The sequence below is a fragment of the Streptomyces sp. NPDC087310 genome (genome assembly GCF_044744405.1).
Classification (GTDB): domain Bacteria; phylum Actinomycetota; class Actinomycetes; order Streptomycetales; family Streptomycetaceae; genus Streptomyces.
Genome location: NZ_JBIUYF010000011.1, coordinates 162,535 through 182,856, shown reverse-complemented (window position 1 = coordinate 182,856; position 20,322 = coordinate 162,535). Strand labels below are relative to the sequence as shown.

Sequence of the window (20,322 nt, the reverse complement as noted above, 5' to 3'; positions counted from 1 at the left end):
CCCAGTGATCGCCCTCTCCCTCGCCGAGATCGCCGAAATCGTCGGCGGGCAGCCGCACGACATACCGGATCCGGCCGTCCGTGTCACCGGCCCCGTCGTGTACGACTCCCGCGCCGTCGAGCCGGGCGGCCTCTTCGCCGCCTTCGCCGGCGACCGCGTCGACGGCCACGACTACGCGCGGCGCGCCGTCGAGACGGGCGCGGTGGCCGTACTGGCCACCCGCCCCGTCGGCGTGCCCGCCATCGTCGTCGACGATGTCGTCCAGGCCCTCGGCGCCCTCGCACGCACCGTGGTGAAGCGCCTCGGCGCCACCACCGTCGCGCTGACCGGATCGGCCGGAAAGACCAGCACCAAGGACCTGATCGCGCAGCTCCTGCGGCGTGCGGGCCCCACGGTCTGGCCGGACGGCAACCTCAACAACGAGATCGGGCTGCCCATCACGGCGCTCCGCGCCGAGGAGGACACCCGCTTCCTCGTGCTCGAAATGGGCGCCCGGTACATCGGGGACATCCGCTACCTCACCGGACTCGTCCCGCCCACCGTCGGACTCGTCCTGAACGTCGGCACCGCGCACATCGGCGAGTTCGGCGGCCGGGAACAGATCGCCCAGGCCAAGGGCGAAATGGTCGAGTCCCTGCCGTCCGCCGCCGACGGCGGTGTGGCCGTGCTCAACGCCGACGACCCACTGGTTCGCGCCATGGCGTCGCGCACAAAAGCGCGCGTCGTGCTCTTCGGGGAGTCGGGCGAAGCAGACGTACAGGCAGAGAACGTCCGTCTCACAGCCACCGGACAGCCCGCGTTCAGCCTTCGAACACCCTCCGGGTGCAGCGAGGTGACGCTGCGGCTGTACGGTGAGCACCACGTGTCGAACGCGCTCGCCGCGGCCGCCGTCGCTCATGAGTTGGGCATGTCCGTCGACGAGATCGCCGTGGCGCTCTCCGAGGCGGGGACCCTCTCCCGCTGGCGTATGGAGGTCACCGAGCGCTCGGACGGCGTGACGATCGTCAACGACGCCTACAACGCGAACCCCGAATCCATGAGAGCGGCGCTCCGTGCGCTGGTCGCCATGGGTGGTGCCTCACGCGCCGAGGGGGGCCGTACGTGGGCGGTGCTCGGGCAGATGGCCGAGCTGGGTGACGCGTCGCTCGCCGAGCACGACGCGGTCGGACGGCTCGCCGTCCGGCTCAACGTCAGCAAGCTCGTGGCAGTCGGGGGCAGGGAAGCGTCCTGGCTGCGATTGGGCGCTTACAACGAGGGTTCGTGGGGTGAGGAGTCGGTGCACGTGTCCGACGCGCGGGCGGCGATCGACCTGTTGCGCAGTGAACTGCGTCCGGGAGACGTCGTGCTGGTGAAGGCTTCCAGGTCGGTCGGCCTCGAAAAGGTCGCCCAGGCACTGCTGGAGAACGCCACCGAGGGCGAGGTCGCCGGCCGATGAGGCAGATCCTCTTCGCGGGAGCCATCGGGCTCTTCCTCACCCTGATCGGCACTCCACTGCTGATCAAGCTGCTGGCCCGGAAGGGGTACGGGCAGTTCATCCGGGACGACGGACCCCGTACCCACGGCAGCAAGAAGGGCACGCCCACGATGGGCGGCATCGCCTTCATCCTGGCCACGCTCATCGCGTACGCCCTGGCGAAGGTCATCACCGGCGAGCCCCCGAGCTTCTCCGGACTGCTCGTCCTGTTCCTGATGGGCGGGATGGGGCTCGTCGGGTTCCTCGACGACTACATCAAGATCGTGAAGCAGCGGTCGCTGGGGCTGCGGGCCAAGGCCAAGATGGCGGGCCAGCTCATCGTCGGTATCGCCTTCGCGGTGCTCTCGCTGCAGTTCGCCGACTACCGGGGCAACACCCCGGCCTCCACCAAGCTGTCGTTCGTCGCGGACTTCGGCTGGTCGATCGGCCCGGTGCTCTTCGTCGTCTGGGCGCTGTTCATGATTCTCGCCATGTCCAACGGCGTGAACCTGACGGACGGTCTGGACGGCCTGGCCACCGGCGCCTCGGTGATGGTCTTCGGCGCGTACACGTTCATCGGGCTGTGGCAGTTCCAGGAGTCCTGCGCCAACGCGCTGACCCTGACCAACCCCAACGCCTGTTTCGAGGTACGCGATCCACTCGACCTCGCGGTCGTCGCCTCCGCCCTGATGGGCTCCTGCTTCGGCTTCCTGTGGTGGAACACCTCGCCCGCCAAGATCTTCATGGGGGACACCGGATCGCTCGCGCTCGGCGGCGCGCTCGCCGGTCTGGCGATCTGCTCCCGCACGGAGTTCCTGATGGCGATCCTCGGTGGCCTCTTCGTGATGATCACCATGTCGGTGGTCATCCAGGTCGGCTCCTTCAAGATGACCGGCAAGCGCGTCTTCCGGATGGCACCCCTCCAGCACCACTTCGAACTCAAGGGGTGGTCCGAAGTCCTTGTGGTGGTCCGCTTCTGGATCATCCAGGGCATGTGCGTCATCGTCGGTCTCGGACTCTTCTACGCGGGCTGGGCGGCAGAGAAGTGAACTGGCAGGGCAAGCGGGTCACCGTCGCGGGTCTCGGGATCTCCGGGATCCCGGCGGCCCGGGTGCTGCACGGCCTGGGCGCAGTCGTCACCGTCGTCAACGACAAGGACGACGAGCGGGCCCGCGCCCAGGCCGCCGAGTTGGAGAAGCTCGGCGTGACGGTGCGCCTCGGCGACGGGGCGACCCTGCCCGAGGCCACCGAGCTGATCGTCACGGCCCCCGGCTGGCAGCCCGACAAGCCCCTCTTCACGGCCGCCGCGGCGGCCGGCGTGGAGATCTGGGGCGATGTCGAGCTGGCCTGGCGCCTGCGGGAGCCCGGCGCGGCCCCCTGGCTGGCCGTCACCGGCACCAACGGCAAGACCACGACGGTCAGGATGCTCGCCTCGATCCTGGCCGCCGCGGGGCTGCGCACGGCCGCCGTCGGCAACATCGGCGTCTCGCTGCTGGACGCCGTCACCGGCGAGGAGACGTACGACGTCCTCGCCGTCGAGCTGTCCAGCTACCAGCTCCACTGGGCGCCGAGCCTGCGCGCCCACTCCGCGGCCGTGCTCAACCTCGCCCCCGACCACCTCGACTGGCACGGCTCCATGGCGGCGTACGCCGCCGACAAGGGCCGCGTCTACGAGGGCAACACCGTCGCCTGCGTCTACAACGCGGCCGACCCGGCCACCGAGGACCTGGTGCGCGTGGCCGACGTCGAGGAGGGCTGCCGGGCGATCGGCTTCACCCTCGGCACCCCGGGCCCCTCCCAACTCGGCGTCGTGGACGGCATCCTGGTCGACCGGGCCTTCGTCGAGAACCGCCGCGAACAGGCCCAGGAACTCGCCCAGGTCTCCGACGTGAACCCGCCGGCCCCGCACAACGTCGCCAACGCGCTCGCCGCCGCGGCCCTCGCCCGCGCGTACGGGGTCGAACCCGCCGCCGTACGCGACGGACTGCGCGCGTTCCATCCGGACCCGCACCGGATCGAGCGCGTCGCGGAGATCGGGGGCGTCACGTACATCGACGACTCCAAGGCCACCAACACGCACGCCGCGGAGGCATCCCTGGCCGCGTACGACCCGATCGTCTGGATCGCGGGCGGACTCGCCAAGGGCGCGTCCTTCGACGACCTCGTCACCGCCTCCGCGAAACGGCTGCGCGGCGTGGTGCTGATCGGCGCCGACCGGGCCCTGATCCGCGAAGCACTCGCGCGACACGCCCCCGAAGTCCCGGTCGTGGACCTCGACCGGACGGACACTGGGGCGATGTCGGCGGCCGTCCGTGAAGCGGGGCGCCTCGCGCGGCCGGGGGACACGGTCCTGATGGCCCCCGCCTGCGCCTCCATGGACATGTTCGTCAACTACAACAAGCGGGGCGAGGCGTTCGCCGACGCGGTACTCGCCCTGGATGAGCAAGCCTGACCGGTCCGGCCCGCGCGCCGTGCTGAACTGTTCCGCGGGGCCGCGACAGCGGCGGCCCCGGGAACACGCCCCGGCCCGCCGAACGCCGCGACATCCGCGACAGCCGTGACGGCCGCGCCAGGCACGACTGGAGGGGACAGCGACGATGCCGGCCGATGACACCGCGGACCGGGAACGCGGGCCCGTGACGCCCCGCTGGAGCCTCGCGGGAGTGCCCGCGACCGGGGGAGGGCCCGCACTCCGCGGCAGGGCCCCGGGAGCCGCCGTACGCAGGCCGCCCGCGGCCCGGCGCACGGCGCGGAGCCGGGGACCCCGCCCGCCCCGCGGCGCCCGCACCAGGCGCCTCTACGAGCGGCTGAGGCGGGCCTGGGACCGGCCGCTCACCGCCTACTACCTGATCCTCGGCAGCGGCCTGCTGATCACCGTGCTGGGCCTTGTGATGGTCTACTCCGCGTCGATGATCTACGCGCTCCAGAACTCGCTGCCCGCGACGTACTTCTTCCGCAAACAGTTCCTCGCGGTGGTCATCGGCGCCGCGCTGCTGCTGGCCGCCTCCCGGATGCCCGTCAAGCTGCACCGGGCCCTCTCGTACCCCATGCTGGTCTCCAGCGTCTTCCTGATGGTGCTCGTCCAGGTCCCCGGGATAGGGCGGTCCGTCAACGGAAACCAGAACTGGATCTACTTCGGCGGCCCGTTCCAGCTCCAGCCCAGTGAGTTCGCCAAGCTCGCCCTCGTGCTGTGGGGCGCCGACCTGCTCGCCCGCAAGAACGACAGACGGCTGCTGACCCAGTGGAAACATCTCCTGGTGCCGCTGGTCCCCGGCGGCTTCCTGCTGCTCGGACTGATCATGCTCGGCGGCGACATGGGCACCGCGATCATCCTCACCGCGATCCTCTTCGGGCTGCTCTGGCTGGCCGGCGCCCCCACCCGGCTCTTCGCCGGAGTCCTCGGCGTCGCCGCGCTGATCGGCGTCATGCTCATCCAGACCAGCCAGAACCGGCTGGACCGGTTCGGCTGTATCGCCGCGAAGGACCTGGGACCCGAGGGGCAGTGCTGGCAGGCGGTCCACGGAATCTACGCCCTCGCCTCCGGCGGATGGTTCGGTTCCGGCCTCGGCGCGAGTGTGGAAAAGTGGGGTCAACTGCCCGAACCGCACACCGACTTCATTTTCGCCATCACCGGGGAGGAACTGGGGCTGGCGGGGACGCTGTCGGTACTCGCGCTGTTCGCGGCTCTAGGCTATGCGGGTATTCGCGTGGCCGGACGCACGGAGGACCCCTTCGTGAGGTACGCCGCGGGAGGTGTGACCACCTGGATCACGGTGCAGGCCGTGATCAACATCGGTGCGGTGCTCGGCCTGCTGCCGATCGCCGGAGTCCCGCTCCCGCTGTTCTCCTACGGAGGGTCGGCCCTGCTGCCGGCGATGTTCGCGGTCGGGCTGCTGATCGCGTTCGCACGGGAGGATCCCGCCGCGAAGGCGGCCCTGGCCATGCGGCAGCCTGTCTTCGGCAGGAAGCGGGCCGGGGTGAGTTGGAAGACGATGAGACGGCGCGTCAAGAAGCGTCCGTCCGGAGAGCGGTGAATTTCGGTGCATGTCGTACTCGCCGGTGGGGGGACCGCCGGCCACATCGAGCCCGCGCTCGCCCTCGCGGATGCCCTGCGCAGGCAGGACCCCACCGTGGGGATCACGGCCCTCGGCACGGAGCGCGGACTGGAGACCAGGCTCGTACCCGAGCGCGGTTACGAACTCGGGCTCATCCCCGCCGTACCGCTGCCGCGCAGGCCCACCCCCGAACTGATCACCGTACCGGGGAGGCTGCGCGGCACGATCAAGGCCGCCGAGCAGATCCTGGAGCGCACCAAGGCGGACTGCGTCGTCGGCTTCGGCGGCTATGTCGCGCTGCCCGGCTACCTGGCCGCCAAACGGCTCGGGGTGCCGATCATCGTCCACGAGGCCAACGCCAGGCCCGGACTCGCCAACAAGATCGGCTCGCGGTACGCGGCCGCGGTGGCCGTCTCCACGCCCGACAGCAAGCTGCGTGACGCGCGTTACATCGGCATCCCGCTGCGCCGCACCATCGCCACCCTCGACCGCGCCCGGGTGCGCCCCGAGGCGCGCGCCGCCTTCGGGCTCGACCCCAACCTGCCGACGCTCCTGGTCTCCGGCGGCTCGCAGGGCGCGCGCCGGCTCAACGAGGTGATCCAGCAGATCGCCCCCGTGCTCCAGCGCTCCGGGATCCAGATCCTGCACGCGGTCGGTCCGAAGAACGAAATGCCGCGCGTGGACAACATGCCCGGTATGCCGCCCTACATCCCGGTACCGTATGTCGACCGGATGGACCTCGCGTACGCCGCGGCCGACATGATGCTCTGCCGCGCGGGCGCGATGACCGTCGCCGAACTCTCCGCCGTCGGACTGCCCGCCGCCTACGTCCCGCTGCCCATCGGCAACGGCGAACAGCGGCTCAACGCCCAGCCGGTGGTGAAGGCCGGCGGCGGACTGCTGGTCGACGACGCGGAACTGACGCCCGAGTGGATCCAGAGCCAGGTGCTTCCGGTGCTCGCCGATCCGCACCGGCTGTTCGAGATGTCGCGCGCGGCGGCGGAGTTCGGCCGCAGGGACGCCGACGAGCTGCTGGTCGGCATGGTGTACGAGGCGATCGCCGCACGCCGAAGGGCGTAGGCGGGAGGCAGGAGGCAGCAGCGTGGCCGGAGGGACGACCGCCGAGCGCGGCGCACGACCGAAGCCGGCCTCCGGCCACCCCGGCGAAGGGGGCGGGGGCGGCAGGTTCCGGCTGCCGCGCCCCCGGCTGCTGCTCGCGGTGACCGCCGCGGTCCTGGTGGCCGGCGGGGTCCTCTGGGCGCTCTACGGCTCCCAGTGGCTCCGCGTCGGGAAGGTGACCACCTCCGGCACCGGGGTGCTCACCCGCGCCGAGGTCGAGTCGGTGGCGGCGGTGCCCCTCGGGGAGCCGCTGGTCTCCGTCGACACGGACGCGGTGGAGGCCCGGCTGCGACGGGAGCTGCCCCGGATCGACTCCGTCGACGTCACCCGGTCGTGGCCGGACGGGATCAGTCTGAAAGTGATCGAACGTAAACCCGCGCTGCTCATCGAAAAGGGTGCGAAGTTCATCGAAATGGACGCCGAGGGTGTCCATTTCGCCACCGTCGACAAGGCGCCCGCCGGTGTTCCCCTCCTGAAAATGACGGTCGGCCGATCGGCCGGTTCCGATCGCTTCGGAACCGACCGGCTGATGCGCGAGGCGGTGGCCGTCCGGAGCGAACTCCCCGGCGGCGTAGCCAGGGAGACGAGGGCCCTCCAGGTCCGTTCATACGATTCCATCTCCCTGGAGCTGACCGGCGGACGTACGGTGATGTGGGGAAGCGGTGAGGACGGCGCGGCCAAGGCGCGTGCGCTCGCCGCCCTCATGAAAGCGGTCCCCAAGGCGGAGCACTTCGATGTGAGCGCACCCACGGCACCTGCCGCGTCAGGGAGTTGACGGACATATGCGCTGGCCAGCACCCTGGTTGGTCAGCGCTATGGGTGATCACATAGGGTGAAAAGAAAAACGGGAGGTTCGGCGTGTTCGTTGAACGCGCGCCACTTGTCGACTTAGTGTCCTGTTCGGAAGAGTCCAAGAAGCGGACACACTGGTAACCCTGAACTTCAACGTGAGGGTTTGGGTCGGCGTTTCGGACCGTCCCATCGGCATCAGTCGCCGCGGCGCCACATCAGCGCCGCGACGACACGTAAATCGAGGCGAGAGGCCTTCGACGTGGCAGCACCGCAGAACTACCTCGCAGTCATCAAGGTCATCGGTGTCGGCGGCGGTGGTGTCAATGCCATCAACCGAATGATCGAGGTCGGTCTCAAGGGCGTCGAGTTCATCGCGATCAACACGGACGCGCAAGCCCTGTTGATGAGCGACGCCGACGTCAAGCTCGACGTCGGCCGGGAACTCACCCGTGGCCTCGGCGCCGGCGCCAACCCGGCGGTCGGCCGCAAGGCGGCGGAGGACCACCGCGAGGAGATCGAGGAGGTCCTCAAGGGGGCCGACATGGTCTTCGTCACCGCGGGCGAGGGGGGCGGCACCGGCACCGGCGGCGCGCCCGTCGTGGCCAACATCGCGCGCTCGCTCGGCGCCCTCACGATCGGTGTGGTCACCCGGCCGTTCACCTTCGAGGGCCGGCGTCGCGCCAACCAGGCGGAGGACGGCATCGCCGAACTCCGCGAAGAGGTCGACACCCTCATCGTCATCCCCAACGACCGGCTGCTCTCCATCTCGGACCGCCAGGTCAGCGTGCTCGACGCGTTCAAGTCCGCGGACCAGGTGCTGCTGTCGGGTGTCCAGGGGATCACCGACCTCATCACCACCCCCGGGCTGATCAACCTGGACTTCGCCGACGTGAAGTCCGTGATGTCCGAGGCCGGCTCGGCGCTCATGGGCATCGGCTCCGCCCGCGGCGACGACCGCGCGGTGGCCGCCGCGGAGATGGCGATCTCCTCGCCGCTCCTCGAAGCGTCCATCGACGGCGCCCGCGGGGTGCTGCTCTCCATCTCCGGCGGCTCCGACCTCGGTCTCTTCGAGATCAACGAGGCCGCGCAGCTCGTCAGCGAGGCCGCCCACCCCGAGGCCAACATCATCTTCGGCGCCGTCATCGACGACGCCCTGGGCGACGAGGTACGGGTCACCGTCATCGCGGCGGGCTTCGACGGCGGACAGCCGCCGACCCGGCGCGAGACCGTGCTCGGCGCGGGCTCCGGCAAGCGCGACGAGCAGCAGGCCCCGAACCGCTCGGCCGACACCGGCCGTTCCGGCAGCGGGCTCGGTACGGTGCCGCCGCGCGAGGAGAGCCAGATCCGGGTCGACCCGACCCCGGTCGGCGAGAAGCCGCTCACGACGGTCAACCCGCCGCAGGTCCCGCCGGCCCGTCCGTTCCCGGACAGCCAGGCCGAGGAACTGGATGTCCCGGACTTCCTGAAGTGATACGACAGTACGAAGAGCTGAGCGGCGCGCACTTCGCCTTCACCGACCGGTGGGGCGGGGTGAGCGCCGCTCCGTTCGGTGAGCTCAACCTCGGCGGCGCGGTCGGTGACGACCCCGCCGCCGTCCTGGCCAACCGGGACCTCGCGGCGAAGTCCCTGGAGATCGACCCCGCGCGGGTCGTCTGGATGAACCAGGTGCACGGCCGCGACGTCGCCGTCACCGAAGGACCGTGGACGACCGAGGACATCCCGGCCGTCGACGCGGTCGTCACCGTACGGCGCGGGCTCGCCCTCGCCGTACTCACCGCGGACTGCGTCCCCGTCCTGCTGGCCGACCCGGTCGCCGGGATCGCCGCCGCGGCCCACGCGGGACGTCCCGGACTGGTCGCTGGCGTCGTCCCCGCCGCCGTCGAGGCGATGGTCTCGCTCGGCGCCGACCCGGCCAGGATCACCGCCCGCACCGGCCCCGCCGTCTGCGGGCGCTGCTACGAAGTCCCGGCGGCGATGCGGGACGAGGTCGCCGCCGCCGTACCGGAGGCCGGGGCCGAGACCAGTTGGGGGACACCGTCCGTCGATGTCGTCGGCGGAGTGCACGCCCAGCTCGCGTCCCTCGGTGTCCTGGACCGGCGGCGCTCGGAGATCTGCACCCGGGAATCGGACGACCACTACTCGTACCGCCGCGACCGCGTGACCGGCCGGCTCGCCGGCTATGTCTGGCTGGCCTGATGGACATGGCGGACATGAAGGGCATGGCGGACCGAAGGGTCGAACTCGCCGGAAATCTGGCGACGGTGGAGCGGCGGATCTCCGCCGCCTGCGCCGCCGCGGGCCGCGCGCGGGAGGAGGTGACCCTGATCGTGGTCACCAAGACCTACCCCGCGAGCGATGTCCGGCTGCTCCATGAACTCGGGGTGCGGCAGGTCGCGGAGAACCGCGACCAGGACGCCGCCCCCAAGGCGGCGGCTTGTGAAGATTTGTCGCTGACCTGGCATTTTGTGGGTCAATTGCAGACGAACAAGGTCCGTTCCGTAGCCAGTTACGCCGATGTGGTGCAATCTGTCGATCGTGTCAAGCTTGTCTCCGCGCTCTCCGCCGCGGCGGTACGTACGGAGCGTGAGGTCGGCTGCCTGCTTCAGGTCGCCCTCGACGCCGAGTCCGGTGAGCGCGGGGCGAGGGGTGGTGCGGCGCCCGACGGGATCGAGGAGTTGGCCGCCGCGGTGGCCGACGCACCGGGGCTGCGGCTCGGCGGTCTGATGACCGTGGCGCCGCTGGCCGGTCCGTACGCGGGCCGGCAACGGGCCGCGTTCGACCGGTTGCTGGAATTGTCATCCCGCCTGCGGGCGGACCATCCGGCTGCGAACATGGTCTCAGCAGGGATGAGTGCGGACCTTGAGGACGCGGTAGCGGCGGGAGCGACACATGTACGCGTCGGTACGGCGGTACTCGGAGACCGACCTCGGCTCGGGTAACGTCGCGAAGCGAGTCGGACCACAGCAGAAAATATGGTCATTTCCGCCGAAAGGCGGTCAGACCCAGTGGATCGAGGGCACTTGGTGACGAGGCCGATCCACCACAGAGCGGAGGACCCAGAGCATGGCCGGCGCGATGCGCAAGATGGCGGTCTACCTCGGCCTCGTGGAGGACGATGGGTACGACGGCCGGGGCTTCGACCCCGACGATGATTTCGAACCCGAGCCGGAGCCGGAACGTGAGCACCGGCGTCACCAGCCCGTACACCAGCCCGAGCGGGAAGAACCCGTGCGTGTGCCCCAACCGCCCGCGCAGCGCGAGCGCGAGCCGGTTCCGCTAGCGGCGGAAAGCGGACGTCCGGCACGAATCGCCCCCGTGGCATCCATCACACCTGAACGTCCCAGCCTGGAGAAGAACGCACCGGTGATCATGCCCAAGGTCGTGTCAGAGCGGGAGCCCTACCGCATCACCACGCTGCACCCGAGGACCTACAACGAGGCCCGTACCATCGGGGAACACTTCCGCGAGGGCACTCCGGTGATCATGAATCTCACGGAGATGGACGACACGGACGCGAAGCGACTTGTCGACTTTGCCGCGGGACTCGTCTTCGGTCTCCATGGCAGCATTGAGCGCGTGACGCAGAAGGTGTTCCTGCTCTCTCCTGCTAACGTCGATGTCACGGCGGAGGACAAGGCCCGCATCGCAGAGGGCGGGTTCTTCAACCAGAGCTAGAACACAGCACCGGGAACGACCCGGTTGCGCGGCGGGAACGGCCCGCCGGAGCGACCGGAACCAGAGTGAGCCAGGGGAGAGGGAAGCAGCGGGATGGGCATCGCACTACAGGTGGTCTACATCGCGCTGATGTGCTTCCTCATCGTGCTGATTTTCCGGTTGGTCATGGACTACGTCTTCCAGTTCGCGCGCTCATGGCAGCCCGGCAAGGCGATGGTGGTCATTCTGGAGGCCACCTACACTGTCACCGATCCACCGCTCAAGCTTCTGCGGCGGTTCATTCCGCCGCTGCGTCTCGGGGGCGTGGCACTCGACCTGTCCTTCTTCGTTCTGATGATCATCGTTTACATCCTCATCACGGTTGTCAGCAACCTTGCGAGGGGAATGTGAACGAAACGGTCTTGCCGACTGCCGACGACTACGTAGAGGTGAAGAAGAGATGCCGTTGACCCCCGAGGACGTGCGGAACAAGCAGTTCACAACCGTCCGCCTCCGAGAAGGCTACGACGAGGACGAGGTCGATGCCTTTCTCGACGAGGTCGAGGCCGAACTGACCCGCCTGCTCCGCGAGAACGAGGACCTGCGCGCCAAACTGGCCGCCGCGACGCGTGCCGCCGCGCAGAACCAGCAGCAGCAGTCCATGCGCAAGCCGCCCGAGCAGCAGGATCGCCCCGGGGCCCCGGTACCCGCCGCCATATCCGGACCGCCGCAACAGCAGCAGCCCCCGCAGATGGGCCCGCCCCAACTGCCCGGTGGCGCACCGCAGCTCCCGGCCGGCCCGAGCGCCCACGGCCAGGGCCCGCAGGGCCACGACCCGCGCGGCCAGCAGCAGCACGGCCCGGGCCCGATGGGCCAGGGCGGCCCCATGCAGCAGCAGGGCGGCCCGATGCAGGGCGGCCCCATGCAGCAGCAGGGTGGCCCCATGCAGGGCGGCCCCATGGGCCAGGGCGGTCCGATGGGTCAGGGTGGACCCATGGGCCAGGGTGGTCCGATGGGCCAGGGCGGCCCCATGCAGCAGCAGGGCGGCCCCATGGGCGGTCCGATGGGTGGCCCCATGGGCGGTCACGGTCCGCAGATGGGCCAGCCCGGTCAGGGTCCCGGCGGCGACAGTGCCGCGCGCGTACTCTCGCTCGCCCAGCAGACCGCCGACCAGGCGATCGCCGAGGCGCGTTCCGAGGCCAACAAGATCGTGGGCGAGGCGCGTAGCCGCGCCGAGGGCCTGGAGCGCGACGCGCGCGCCAAGGCGGACGCGCTGGAGCGGGACGCGCAGGAGAAGCACCGCGTGGCGATGGGCTCCCTGGAGTCCGCGCGCGCGACGCTGGAGCGCAAGGTCGAGGACCTGCGCGGCTTCGAGCGCGAGTACCGTACGCGGCTGAAGTCCTACCTGGAGAGCCAGCTCCGGCAGTTGGAGACCCAGGCGGACGACTCGCTGGCCCCGCCGCGCACCCCGGCGACCGCCTCGCTGCCGCCGTCGCCCTCCATGGCTCCGGCCGGCGCGGGCGCGATGGGTCACAGCATGAGCGGCGGCCCGTCCATGGGCGGCCCCTCGATGGGTGGTCCTTCGCAGGGTCCGTCGTACGGCGGGCAGCAGCAGATGTCGCCCGCGATGACGCAGCCGATGGCACCGGTACGGCCGCAGGCGCCGCAGCCGATGCAGCAGGCGCCGTCGCCGATGCGCGGGTTCCTGATCGACGAGGACGACAACTGACGGGAGTGCGCGTGCGGTACGCGTAGCCGTCGGCAGCTTGAAGGGCCGGGCCCGGGACTTGTGTCCTGGGCCCGGCCCTTTTGTTGGTGCGGGTGCGGGTGCGGGTGCGGGTGCGGGTGCCTGTGCCTGGGCGGTTCGGGCGCCGGGGCGGGTGGGGGCCGCTGCGCGGGGCTCTCCCCTACCCGCCCCTTCCCGAACCGGGGCTCCGCCCCGGGCCCCGGTCCTCAAGCGCCGGACGGGCTGGAAAGCGTCCTCAAGCGCCGGACGGGCTGGAAAAGCCCCCTCAAGCCGGACGGGCTGGAAAGCGTCCTCAAGCGCCGGACGGGCTGAAAGGTGTCCTCAAGCGCCGGACGGGCTGGAAAAGCCCCCTCAAGCCGGACGGGCTTGAGGGGGCCCGGGAGAGGCTGGCGGGGGCCCGGGACGGGGGGTTACGCCTTGCGGAGGCGGAAGGTGAGGGACAGGCCCTCGTCCTCGAAGGGGGTGCCGTACGTGTCGTCCGCCTCGCCCGGGGTGAAGTCCGTCGCCAGGACCTCGTCCGAGATCAGCGGTGTGTGCGCCGTCAGCGCCTCCGTCGTCGCCTCGTCCGTCGAGGTCCAGCGCACCGCGATCCGGTCCGCCACGTCCAGGCCGCTGTTCTTGCGGGCCTCCTGGATCAGGCGGATCGCGTCGCGGGCCAGGCCCGCCAGGCGCAGCTCCGGGGTGATCTCCAGGTCCAGGGCGACCGTCGCGCCGGAGTCGGAGGCGACCGACCAGCCCTCGCGCGGGGTCTCCGTGATGATGACCTCGTCCGGGGCGAGCGAGACGCTCTCGCCGTCCACGGTCACCGACGCCGTACCGTCGCGGAGCGCCGCGGAGAGAGCCGCCGCGTCCGCCTCGGCGACCGCCTTCGCCACCGCCTGGACGCCCTTGCCGAAACGCTTGCCCAGCGCGCGGAAGTTCGCCTTCGCCGTCGTGTCGACCAGCGAGCCGCCCACCTCGGAGAGGGTCGCCAGCGCGGAGACGTTCAGCTCCTCCGTGATCTGGGCGCGCAGTTCGGACGAGAGCGCGTCGAAGCCCGTCGCGGCGATCAGCGCCCGCGACAGCGGCTGACGGGTCTTCACCCCCGACTCGGCCCGCGTCGCGCGGCCCAGCTCCACCAGCCGCCGTACCAGCGCCATCTGGCGGGAGAGCGTCGGGTCGATCACCGACAGGTCCGCCTCCGGCCAGGACGCCAGGTGCACCGACTCGGGCGCGTCCACGTCGACCGGTACGACCATGTCCTGCCAGACCCGCTCCGTGATGAACGGGGTCAGCGGGGCCATCAGCCGTGTCACCGTCTCGACCACGTCGTGCAGCGTGCGCAGCGCCGCCTTGTCGCCCTGCCAGAAGCGGCGGCGCGAGCGGCGTACGTACCAGTTGGACAGGTCGTCGACGAAGGCCGAGAGCAGCTTGCCGGCCCGCTGCGTGTCGTACGCCTCCAGCGCCTGAGTGGTCTGGTCGACCAGCGCGTGCAGTTCGCTCAGCAGCCAGCGGTCGAGCAGCGGCCGGTCGGCCGGGGCCGGGTCGGCGGCGCTCGGCGCCCAGTCGGACGTACGGGCGTACAGCGCCTGGAAGGCGACCGTGTTCCAGTACGTGAGGAGGGTCTTGCGCACGACCTCCTGGATCGTGCCGTGGCCCACGCGCCGCGCCGACCACGGGGAGCCGCCGGCCGCCATGAACCAGCGGACCGCGTCCGCGCCGTGCTGGTCCATGAGCGGGATCGGCTGGAGGATGTTGCCCAGGTGCTTGGACATCTTCCTGCCGTCCTCGGCGAGGATGTGGCCGAGGCAGACGACGTTCTCGTAACTCGACTTGTCGAAGACGAGCGTGCCGACGGCCATCAGCGTGTAGAACCAGCCGCGGGTCTGGTCGATCGCCTCCGAGATGAACTGCGCCGGGTAGCGCTTCTCGAAGAGGTCCTTGTTCCGGTACGGGTAGCCCCACTGCGCGAACGGCATGGAACCCGAGTCGTACCAGGCGTCGATGACCTCGGGGACGCGGACGGCGGTCAGTTCGCAGCCGTCCTGCGGGCAGGTGAAGGTCACCGCGTCGATGAACGGGCGGTGCGGGTCGAGCGCGCTCTGGTCGGTGCCGGTCAGCTCCGTCAGCTCGGCGCGCGAGCCGACGCACGTGAGGTGGTCGTCCTCGCAGCGCCAGATCGGCAGCGGGGTGCCCCAGTAGCGGTTGCGGGACAGCGCCCAGTCGACGTTGTTGTCCAGCCAGTCGCCGTACCGGCCGTGCTTGACCGAGTCCGGGAACCAGTTCGTCCGCTCGTTCTCCTCCAGGAGGCGGTCCTTGACGGCCGTCGTACGGATGTACCAGGACGGCTGCGCGTAGTAGAGGAGCGCGGTGTGGCAGCGCCAGCAGTGCGGGTAGCTGTGCTCGTACGGCACATGACGGAAGAGCCGGCCGCGCTCCTTCAGGTCCGCCGTGAGGGTCTCGTCGGCCTTCTTGAAGAAGACGCCGCCGACCAGCGGGAGGTCCGCCTCGAACGTGCCGTCGGGGCGGACCGGGTTCACGACGGGGAGACCGTACGCGCGGCAGACCTTGAGGTCGTCCTCACCGAAGGCGGGGGACTGGTGGACCAGCCCCGTACCGTCCTCCGTCGTCACGTACTCGGCGTTGACGACGTAGTGCGCCTCCGCCGGGAAGTCCACGAGGGCGAAGGGGCGGTCGTACGTCCAGCGCTCCATCTCGCGGCCCGTGAAGGACGCGCCGGTGGTCTCCCACCCCTCGCCCAGCGCCTTGCCGACCAGCGGCTCGGCGACGACGAGCTGCTCCGCGCCGTCCGTCGCGACCACGTACCGGACGTCGGGGTGCGCGGCGACCGCCGTGTTCGACACCAGCGTCCAGGGGGTCGTCGTCCAGACCAGCAGGGACGCCTCGCCGGCGAGCGGGCCCGAGGTGAGCGGGAAGCGGACGAAGACCGAGGGGTCGACGACCGTCTCGTACCCCTGCGCCAGCTCGTGGTCGGACAGCCCGGTCTGGTCACGGGGGCACCAGGGCGCGACGCGGTAGTCCTGGACGAGGCGGCCCTTGCCGAAGATCTCCTTGAGCGACCACCAGACGGAGTCCACGTACTCCGGGTCCATGGTCCGGTACGCGTTGTCGAGATCGGTCCAGTACCCCATGCGGGTCGTCAGCTCGGCGAACGCGTCGGTGTGCCGGGTGACGGACTCGCGGCACTTGGCGTTGAACGCGGCGATGCCGTACGCCTCGATGTCCTGCTTGCCGGTGAAGCCCAGCTCCTTCTCGACGGCCAGCTCCACGGGCAGGCCGTGGCAGTCCCAGCCGGCCTTGCGGGCCACGTGGTAGCCGCGCATGGTGCGGAAGCGCGGGAAGACGTCCTTGAAGACGCGGGCCTCGATGTGGTGCGCGCCCGGCATGCCGTTGGCGGTGGGCGGGCCCTCGTAGAAGACCCACTCGGGGCGGCCCTCGGACTGTTCGAGGCTCTTTTCGAATACCTTGTTCTCGCGCCACAGGTCGAGCACGGCGTGCTCCAGCGCGGGCAGGTCGACCTGGGCGGGCACCTGGCGGTACCGGGGGCCGGTCACGGGCGTCGGCGAGGGTTCTGGTGTCATGGGGCGCTTCCTCCGGCGGAACTGCGGCATCTCCGTCGAAGGGACGAGAGCTGGGCTCCCGCGGTACCACCCTCCTTGGCCCCGGACGTGGCCGCCCGTGGCCCCCTCATTGGGGTCGCGCTGCCGGTTCTACTCGCCCCGCGGTGACCTGGGCTTTCTTCCGGCGGCTCCGGGGTGATGCTTCACGCCGCGCTCTGCCCCCGGGCTCTCACCGTCCCCGGGTCGCTCATGGCCGCGTACGACGCTACTCGTCCCCATCCACGCCTCTCGCTGGGCCCAGTGTACGGGGCGGCGCCCGGCCGGCCGACCGGATTTCCGCCCCGGGTCCGGCAGGGCGCGCGGAGGGGAGTGCGGAAGGGAATGGGGGAGCGGGGGAGCGCCGTACGGCCGAGCGTATGACCCGAACGGCTACACCGGCGCTCGCTCACGGCGTGGCGCACCCGGCGGCGGATTACCCGGCGGGGAGCTGGGCACAACGGATGGAGGCCGGTCTTCTCACGCCATGGGGAGGGTCCGGAGAGGCGGCGTGCCCCGTTGCCGCGGGGCCGGTGTCGATTTATCGTCCCAGCACGATTCGCGAGCAAGATCGCGCTATGTGAAGGGGCCGCGGCCATGGTGGCGAAGAAGACCGCCGCGAAGGAAACGACCGTGGCGGAACCCGCGGCGGCGCAGCAGACGACGGCCGGCACGACGGCGGCCGGGAAGACGACGAAGAAGACGACCAAGAAGGCGACGACGGAGAAGACCGCCACGAAGAAGACGGCGGCCAGGAAGACGACCGCGAAGAAGGCACCGGCGAAGAAGGCGGCAGCCAAGAAGACGGCGGCGAAGAAGACCACCGCGAAGAAGACCGCGGCCGAGATGACCGCGGCGAAGAGCGCACCGGACACGAAGGCGCCGGCGAAGAAGGCTCCGGGCAGGAAAGCGGCCACCAGGAAGTCGGCCGCGAAGAAGGCACCTGCGAAGAAGACGCCGGCGAGCAAGGCACCTGCGAAGCAGGCCGCGTCCGCGGCCGAGGGGGCGGCTCAGGCCGCGGAACAGACGGGAGCCAACACGGTGGGAGCGAAGAAGACTGCGGGCGGCGCGGGCGCGGCCGGCGCCGCGGCGGTGTCCACGGCACAGGTCGCCGCGGCCCCGCCAGGGGAACTGGCGGTACGGCCCGGCGAGGACCCCTGGACGCCGGAGGAGGTCGCCGAGGCGCGCACCGGGCTGGAGAGCGAGATCGCCCGGCTGAGCGCCGAGATCACCTCGTCGGAGGCCGCGCTGGCCGGACTGATGCGGGACTCCGGGGACGGGGCCGGTGACGACGACGCGGACACCGGTACGAAGAACATCACGCGGGAGCACGAGATGTCCCTCGCCGCCAACGCCCGCGAGATGCTGGAGCAGACCGAGCGGGCGCTGCTGCGGCTCGACTCGGGCACGTACGGCCTCTGCGAGGTCTGCGGCAAGCCGATCGGCAAGGCCAGGATGCAGGCGTTCCCCCGGGCCACCCTCTGCGTGGAGGACAAGCAGAAGCAGGAGCGGCGAGGGTAGCGACTTCTCTCCGGCCGGCCCTGGTGCCCGGTACGAAGGCGGGCGGAGGTTAGGGGACGGGGGTACCGGGGTGACGTACCCTCGTCCTCAGTCAGGCACCCAGTACTCCAGCAGTTGAGGGACTCACGTGGCAGAGGCGGAGCGCATCATCGGTACGCCGTCCGTTGACAGTGGCAGTGACGACGACGCTGCCGCCCCGGCCGAGCAGCCGAAGGGAAAGCGCAAGATCCTCGCGCTCTTCATCGTGGCCGTTCTGGCGTATCTGCTGGACCTCGGAAGCAAGATGCTGGTGGTGGCGGAGCTGGAGCACCAGGAGCCGATCGAGGTCATCGGCGATCTGCTGAAGTTCGAGGTGATCAGGAACGCGGGCGCCGCCTTCGGTATCGGCGAGGCGTTCACCGTCATCTTCACGATCATCGCGGCGACGGTGATCGTGGTGATCGCCCGGCTGGCGCGCAAGCTCTACAGCCTGCCCTGGGCGATCGCGCTGGGGCTGCTGCTCGGCGGCGCGCTCGGCAACCTCACCGACCGGATCTTCCGCTCGCCCGGGGTCTTCCAGGGCGCCGTGGTGGACTTCATCGCGCCGGCGCGCTTCGCGGTCTTCAACCTCGCGGACTCCGCGATCGTCTGCGGCGGCATCCTGATCGTGCTGCTCTCCTTCCGCGGCCTCGACCCCGACGGGACCGTCCACAAGGACTGAGAACCCGGCGGTGGAGAGCGCGCGGTCGGGCCGGGTGTAGCCACGCGGTCGGGTCTGTCGTAGCCACAAGGCATACTCGACAGGTGAGCTTTCCCGAGATCAGAACCCTGCCCGTGCCCGATGGCCTGGAGGGCGAGCGCGTCGACGCCGCCATAGCCCGTATGTTCGGCTTCTCCCGTACGAAGGCGGCCGAGCTGGCCGCCTCCGGGAAGGTCCAGGTCGACGGCGCCGTGGTCGGGAAGTCCGAGCGCGTGAACGGCGGGGCCTGGCTGGAGGTCGAGATGCCCGCGGCCCCCGCGCCCGTACAGATCGTCGCCGAGCCCGTCGAGGGCATGGAGATCGTGCACGACGACGACGACATCGTCGTCATCGTCAAGCCGGTCGGCGTCGCCGCGCACCCCAGCCCCGGCTGGTCCGGCACGACCGTCATCGGCGGGCTGGCCGCCGCCGGCTACCGCATCTCGACCTCCGGCGCGGCCGAGCGCCAGGGCATCGTGCACCGGCTGGACGTCGGGACCTCCGGGCTGATGGTCGTCGCCAAGTCGGAGCGCGCGTACACCCTGCTCAAGGCGCAGTTCAAGGAGCGTGTCGTCGACAAGCGCTACCACGCGCTGGTGCAGGGCCACCCCGACCCGATGAGCGGCACGATCGACGCGCCCATCGGCCGCCACCCGAACCACGACTACAAGTGGGCCGTGACCGCCGAGGGCAAGCCGTCGGTCACGCACTACGACCTGATCGAGGCGTTCCGGTCAGCCTCGCTGCTCGACATCAAGCTGGAGACGGGCCGTACGCACCAGATCCGGGTGCACATGTCCGCCCACCGCCACCCCTGCGTGGGCGATCTGACCTACGGCGCCGACCCGACGCTCGCCAAGCGGCTCGGGCTGACCCGGCAGTGGCTGCACGCCGTACGCCTCGGCTTCGAGCACCCGTCGGACGGGCGCTGGGTCGAGTACGCGAGCACCTACCCCGACGACCTCCAGGGCGCGCTGGACAAGGTCAGGGCGGAGAGCAACGCGTGACCGTGCCCGGCTGCACGCTGCGGGTGGCGCGGGACCCGGCGGACCTCGCGGCGTGCTTCGCGGTCCGCAAGGAGGTCTTCGTCGTCGAGCAGCGCGTGCCCGAGGAGCTGGAGTACGACGGCCGGGACGGCGACGCGCTCCAGGTGCTGGCCGTGCGTGACGACGGGGTGCCGCTGGGCACCGGACGGCTGCTGTACGGGCCCGGCGCGGCCGACCGTACCGGCGGCGATCCGGACACCGGCGCCCTCGGACGGCTCGCGGTCTCCCCGGCGGCCCGCGGTCTCGGCATCGGCGCCGCGCTCGTACGGGCCATCGAGGACGCGGCGCGCGAGCGGGGCCTGCGGGTGGTGGACCTGCACGCGCAGACGCACGCGCTCGGTTTCTACGAGCGGCTCGGATACGAGGCGTACGGACCCGAGTTCCCGGACGCGGGCATTCCGCACCGGTCCATGCGCCGGGTGCTCTAGGGCGATGCCCTGGCGCTCGGACGGAGCGGGAACGGGCGGCGTGGAAGCGGGCGGCGTGAGGCGGGTGTCCGGTGGCTCCGGCCCCCCTGGCCTGCGGAGTAGCGGGCCCATGGCAGGCTTGAGGTCTTGATCCCCCCTTGATCACCCCTGTCCGCCCTGTCCGTCGTTCAGGCTTTCGACCACCGGAGGGCCC

At 70.7% G+C, this 20,322-nt stretch carries 17 protein-coding genes; 16 read left to right on the top strand and 1 reads right to left on the bottom strand.

The window, feature by feature from the left end; translation table 11 throughout:
- Positions 1-4: 4 nt before the first annotated feature.
- From murF to ACIO3P_RS35450, 12 genes are all read left to right on the top strand, one after another.
- A complete protein-coding gene (gene murF / locus ACIO3P_RS35505) occupies positions 5-1,435 on the top strand; it encodes a UDP-N-acetylmuramoyl-tripeptide--D-alanyl-D-alanine ligase (protein ID WP_329826030.1) in 1,431 nt (476 codons plus the stop codon).
- A complete protein-coding gene (gene mraY / locus ACIO3P_RS35500; protein WP_329826031.1) occupies positions 1,432-2,502 on the top strand; it encodes a phospho-N-acetylmuramoyl-pentapeptide-transferase in 1,071 nt (356 codons plus the stop codon). The genes murF and mraY overlap by 4 nt, the downstream gene beginning before the upstream one ends.
- A complete protein-coding gene (gene murD / locus ACIO3P_RS35495) occupies positions 2,499-3,905 on the top strand; it encodes a UDP-N-acetylmuramoyl-L-alanine--D-glutamate ligase (protein ID WP_401850386.1) in 1,407 nt (468 codons plus the stop codon). Before mraY ends, murD begins: the two co-directional genes overlap by 4 nt.
- Positions 3,906-4,050: 145 nt before the next feature.
- Positions 4,051-5,487 (top strand): putative lipid II flippase FtsW, encoded by a 1,437-nt coding sequence (gene ftsW / locus ACIO3P_RS35490; RefSeq protein WP_329826032.1) that lies wholly within the window; start codon positions 4,051-4,053, stop codon positions 5,485-5,487.
- A gap of 6 nt (positions 5,488-5,493) precedes the next feature.
- Entirely contained in the window at positions 5,494-6,588 is a 1,095-nt protein-coding gene (murG, locus tag ACIO3P_RS35485; protein ID WP_329826033.1) for an undecaprenyldiphospho-muramoylpentapeptide beta-N-acetylglucosaminyltransferase, read from the top strand.
- 22 nt (positions 6,589-6,610) lie between these two features.
- Positions 6,611-7,402: an FtsQ-type POTRA domain-containing protein gene (locus ACIO3P_RS35480; RefSeq protein WP_329826034.1), complete on the top strand. Its 792-nt coding sequence runs from the start codon at positions 6,611-6,613 to the stop codon at positions 7,400-7,402.
- A gap of 276 nt (positions 7,403-7,678) precedes the next feature.
- Positions 7,679-8,890, top strand: coding sequence for a cell division protein FtsZ (ftsZ, locus tag ACIO3P_RS35475; protein ID WP_329826035.1), 1,212 nt, complete (start codon positions 7,679-7,681; stop codon positions 8,888-8,890).
- Positions 8,887-9,615, top strand: coding sequence for a peptidoglycan editing factor PgeF (gene pgeF / locus ACIO3P_RS35470; protein ID WP_329826036.1), 729 nt, complete (start codon positions 8,887-8,889; stop codon positions 9,613-9,615). Before ftsZ ends, pgeF begins: the two co-directional genes overlap by 4 nt.
- A 23-nt stretch (positions 9,616-9,638) precedes the next feature.
- On the top strand, positions 9,639-10,358 hold the full coding sequence (locus ACIO3P_RS35465) for a YggS family pyridoxal phosphate-dependent enzyme (protein ID WP_329826314.1): 720 nt from the start codon (positions 9,639-9,641) through the stop codon (positions 10,356-10,358).
- 124 nt (positions 10,359-10,482) lie between these two features.
- A complete protein-coding gene (locus tag ACIO3P_RS35460; RefSeq protein ID WP_329826037.1) occupies positions 10,483-11,094 on the top strand; it encodes a cell division protein SepF in 612 nt (203 codons plus the stop codon).
- Between the two features lie 93 nt (positions 11,095-11,187).
- Positions 11,188-11,484, top strand: coding sequence for a YggT family protein (locus ACIO3P_RS35455; RefSeq protein WP_329826038.1), 297 nt, complete (start codon positions 11,188-11,190; stop codon positions 11,482-11,484).
- Between the two features lie 49 nt (positions 11,485-11,533).
- Entirely contained in the window at positions 11,534-12,802 is a 1,269-nt protein-coding gene (locus ACIO3P_RS35450) for a DivIVA domain-containing protein (protein WP_329826039.1), read from the top strand.
- A 428-nt stretch (positions 12,803-13,230) separates the two neighbouring features.
- Here ACIO3P_RS35450 and ileS read toward each other — a convergent pair whose 3' ends face one another.
- On the bottom strand, positions 13,231-16,374 hold the full coding sequence (gene ileS, locus ACIO3P_RS35445) for an isoleucine--tRNA ligase (protein WP_329826315.1): 3,144 nt from the start codon (positions 16,372-16,374) through the stop codon (positions 13,231-13,233).
- A gap of 639 nt (positions 16,375-17,013) precedes the next feature.
- Between ileS and ACIO3P_RS35440 the strand changes: the two genes are divergently transcribed.
- The 4 genes from ACIO3P_RS35440 to ACIO3P_RS35425 all read left to right on the top strand — a co-directional run bounded on the left by ACIO3P_RS35440 (position 17,014) and on the right by ACIO3P_RS35425 (position 20,129).
- Entirely contained in the window at positions 17,014-17,937 is a 924-nt protein-coding gene (locus ACIO3P_RS35440) for a TraR/DksA family transcriptional regulator (RefSeq protein WP_401850384.1), read from the top strand.
- Between the two features lie 127 nt (positions 17,938-18,064).
- Positions 18,065-18,637 carry a signal peptidase II gene (gene lspA / locus ACIO3P_RS35435; protein WP_329826041.1) on the top strand — a complete coding sequence of 191 codons (573 nt, stop codon included), beginning with the start codon at positions 18,065-18,067 and terminating at the stop codon, positions 18,635-18,637.
- An 83-nt stretch (positions 18,638-18,720) separates the two neighbouring features.
- Positions 18,721-19,662: an RluA family pseudouridine synthase gene (locus tag ACIO3P_RS35430; RefSeq protein WP_329826042.1), complete on the top strand. Its 942-nt coding sequence runs from the start codon at positions 18,721-18,723 to the stop codon at positions 19,660-19,662.
- On the top strand, positions 19,659-20,129 hold the full coding sequence (locus tag ACIO3P_RS35425) for a GNAT family N-acetyltransferase (protein WP_329826043.1): 471 nt from the start codon (positions 19,659-19,661) through the stop codon (positions 20,127-20,129). The genes ACIO3P_RS35430 and ACIO3P_RS35425 overlap by 4 nt, the downstream gene beginning before the upstream one ends.
- Positions 20,130-20,322: the final 193 nt, after the last annotated feature.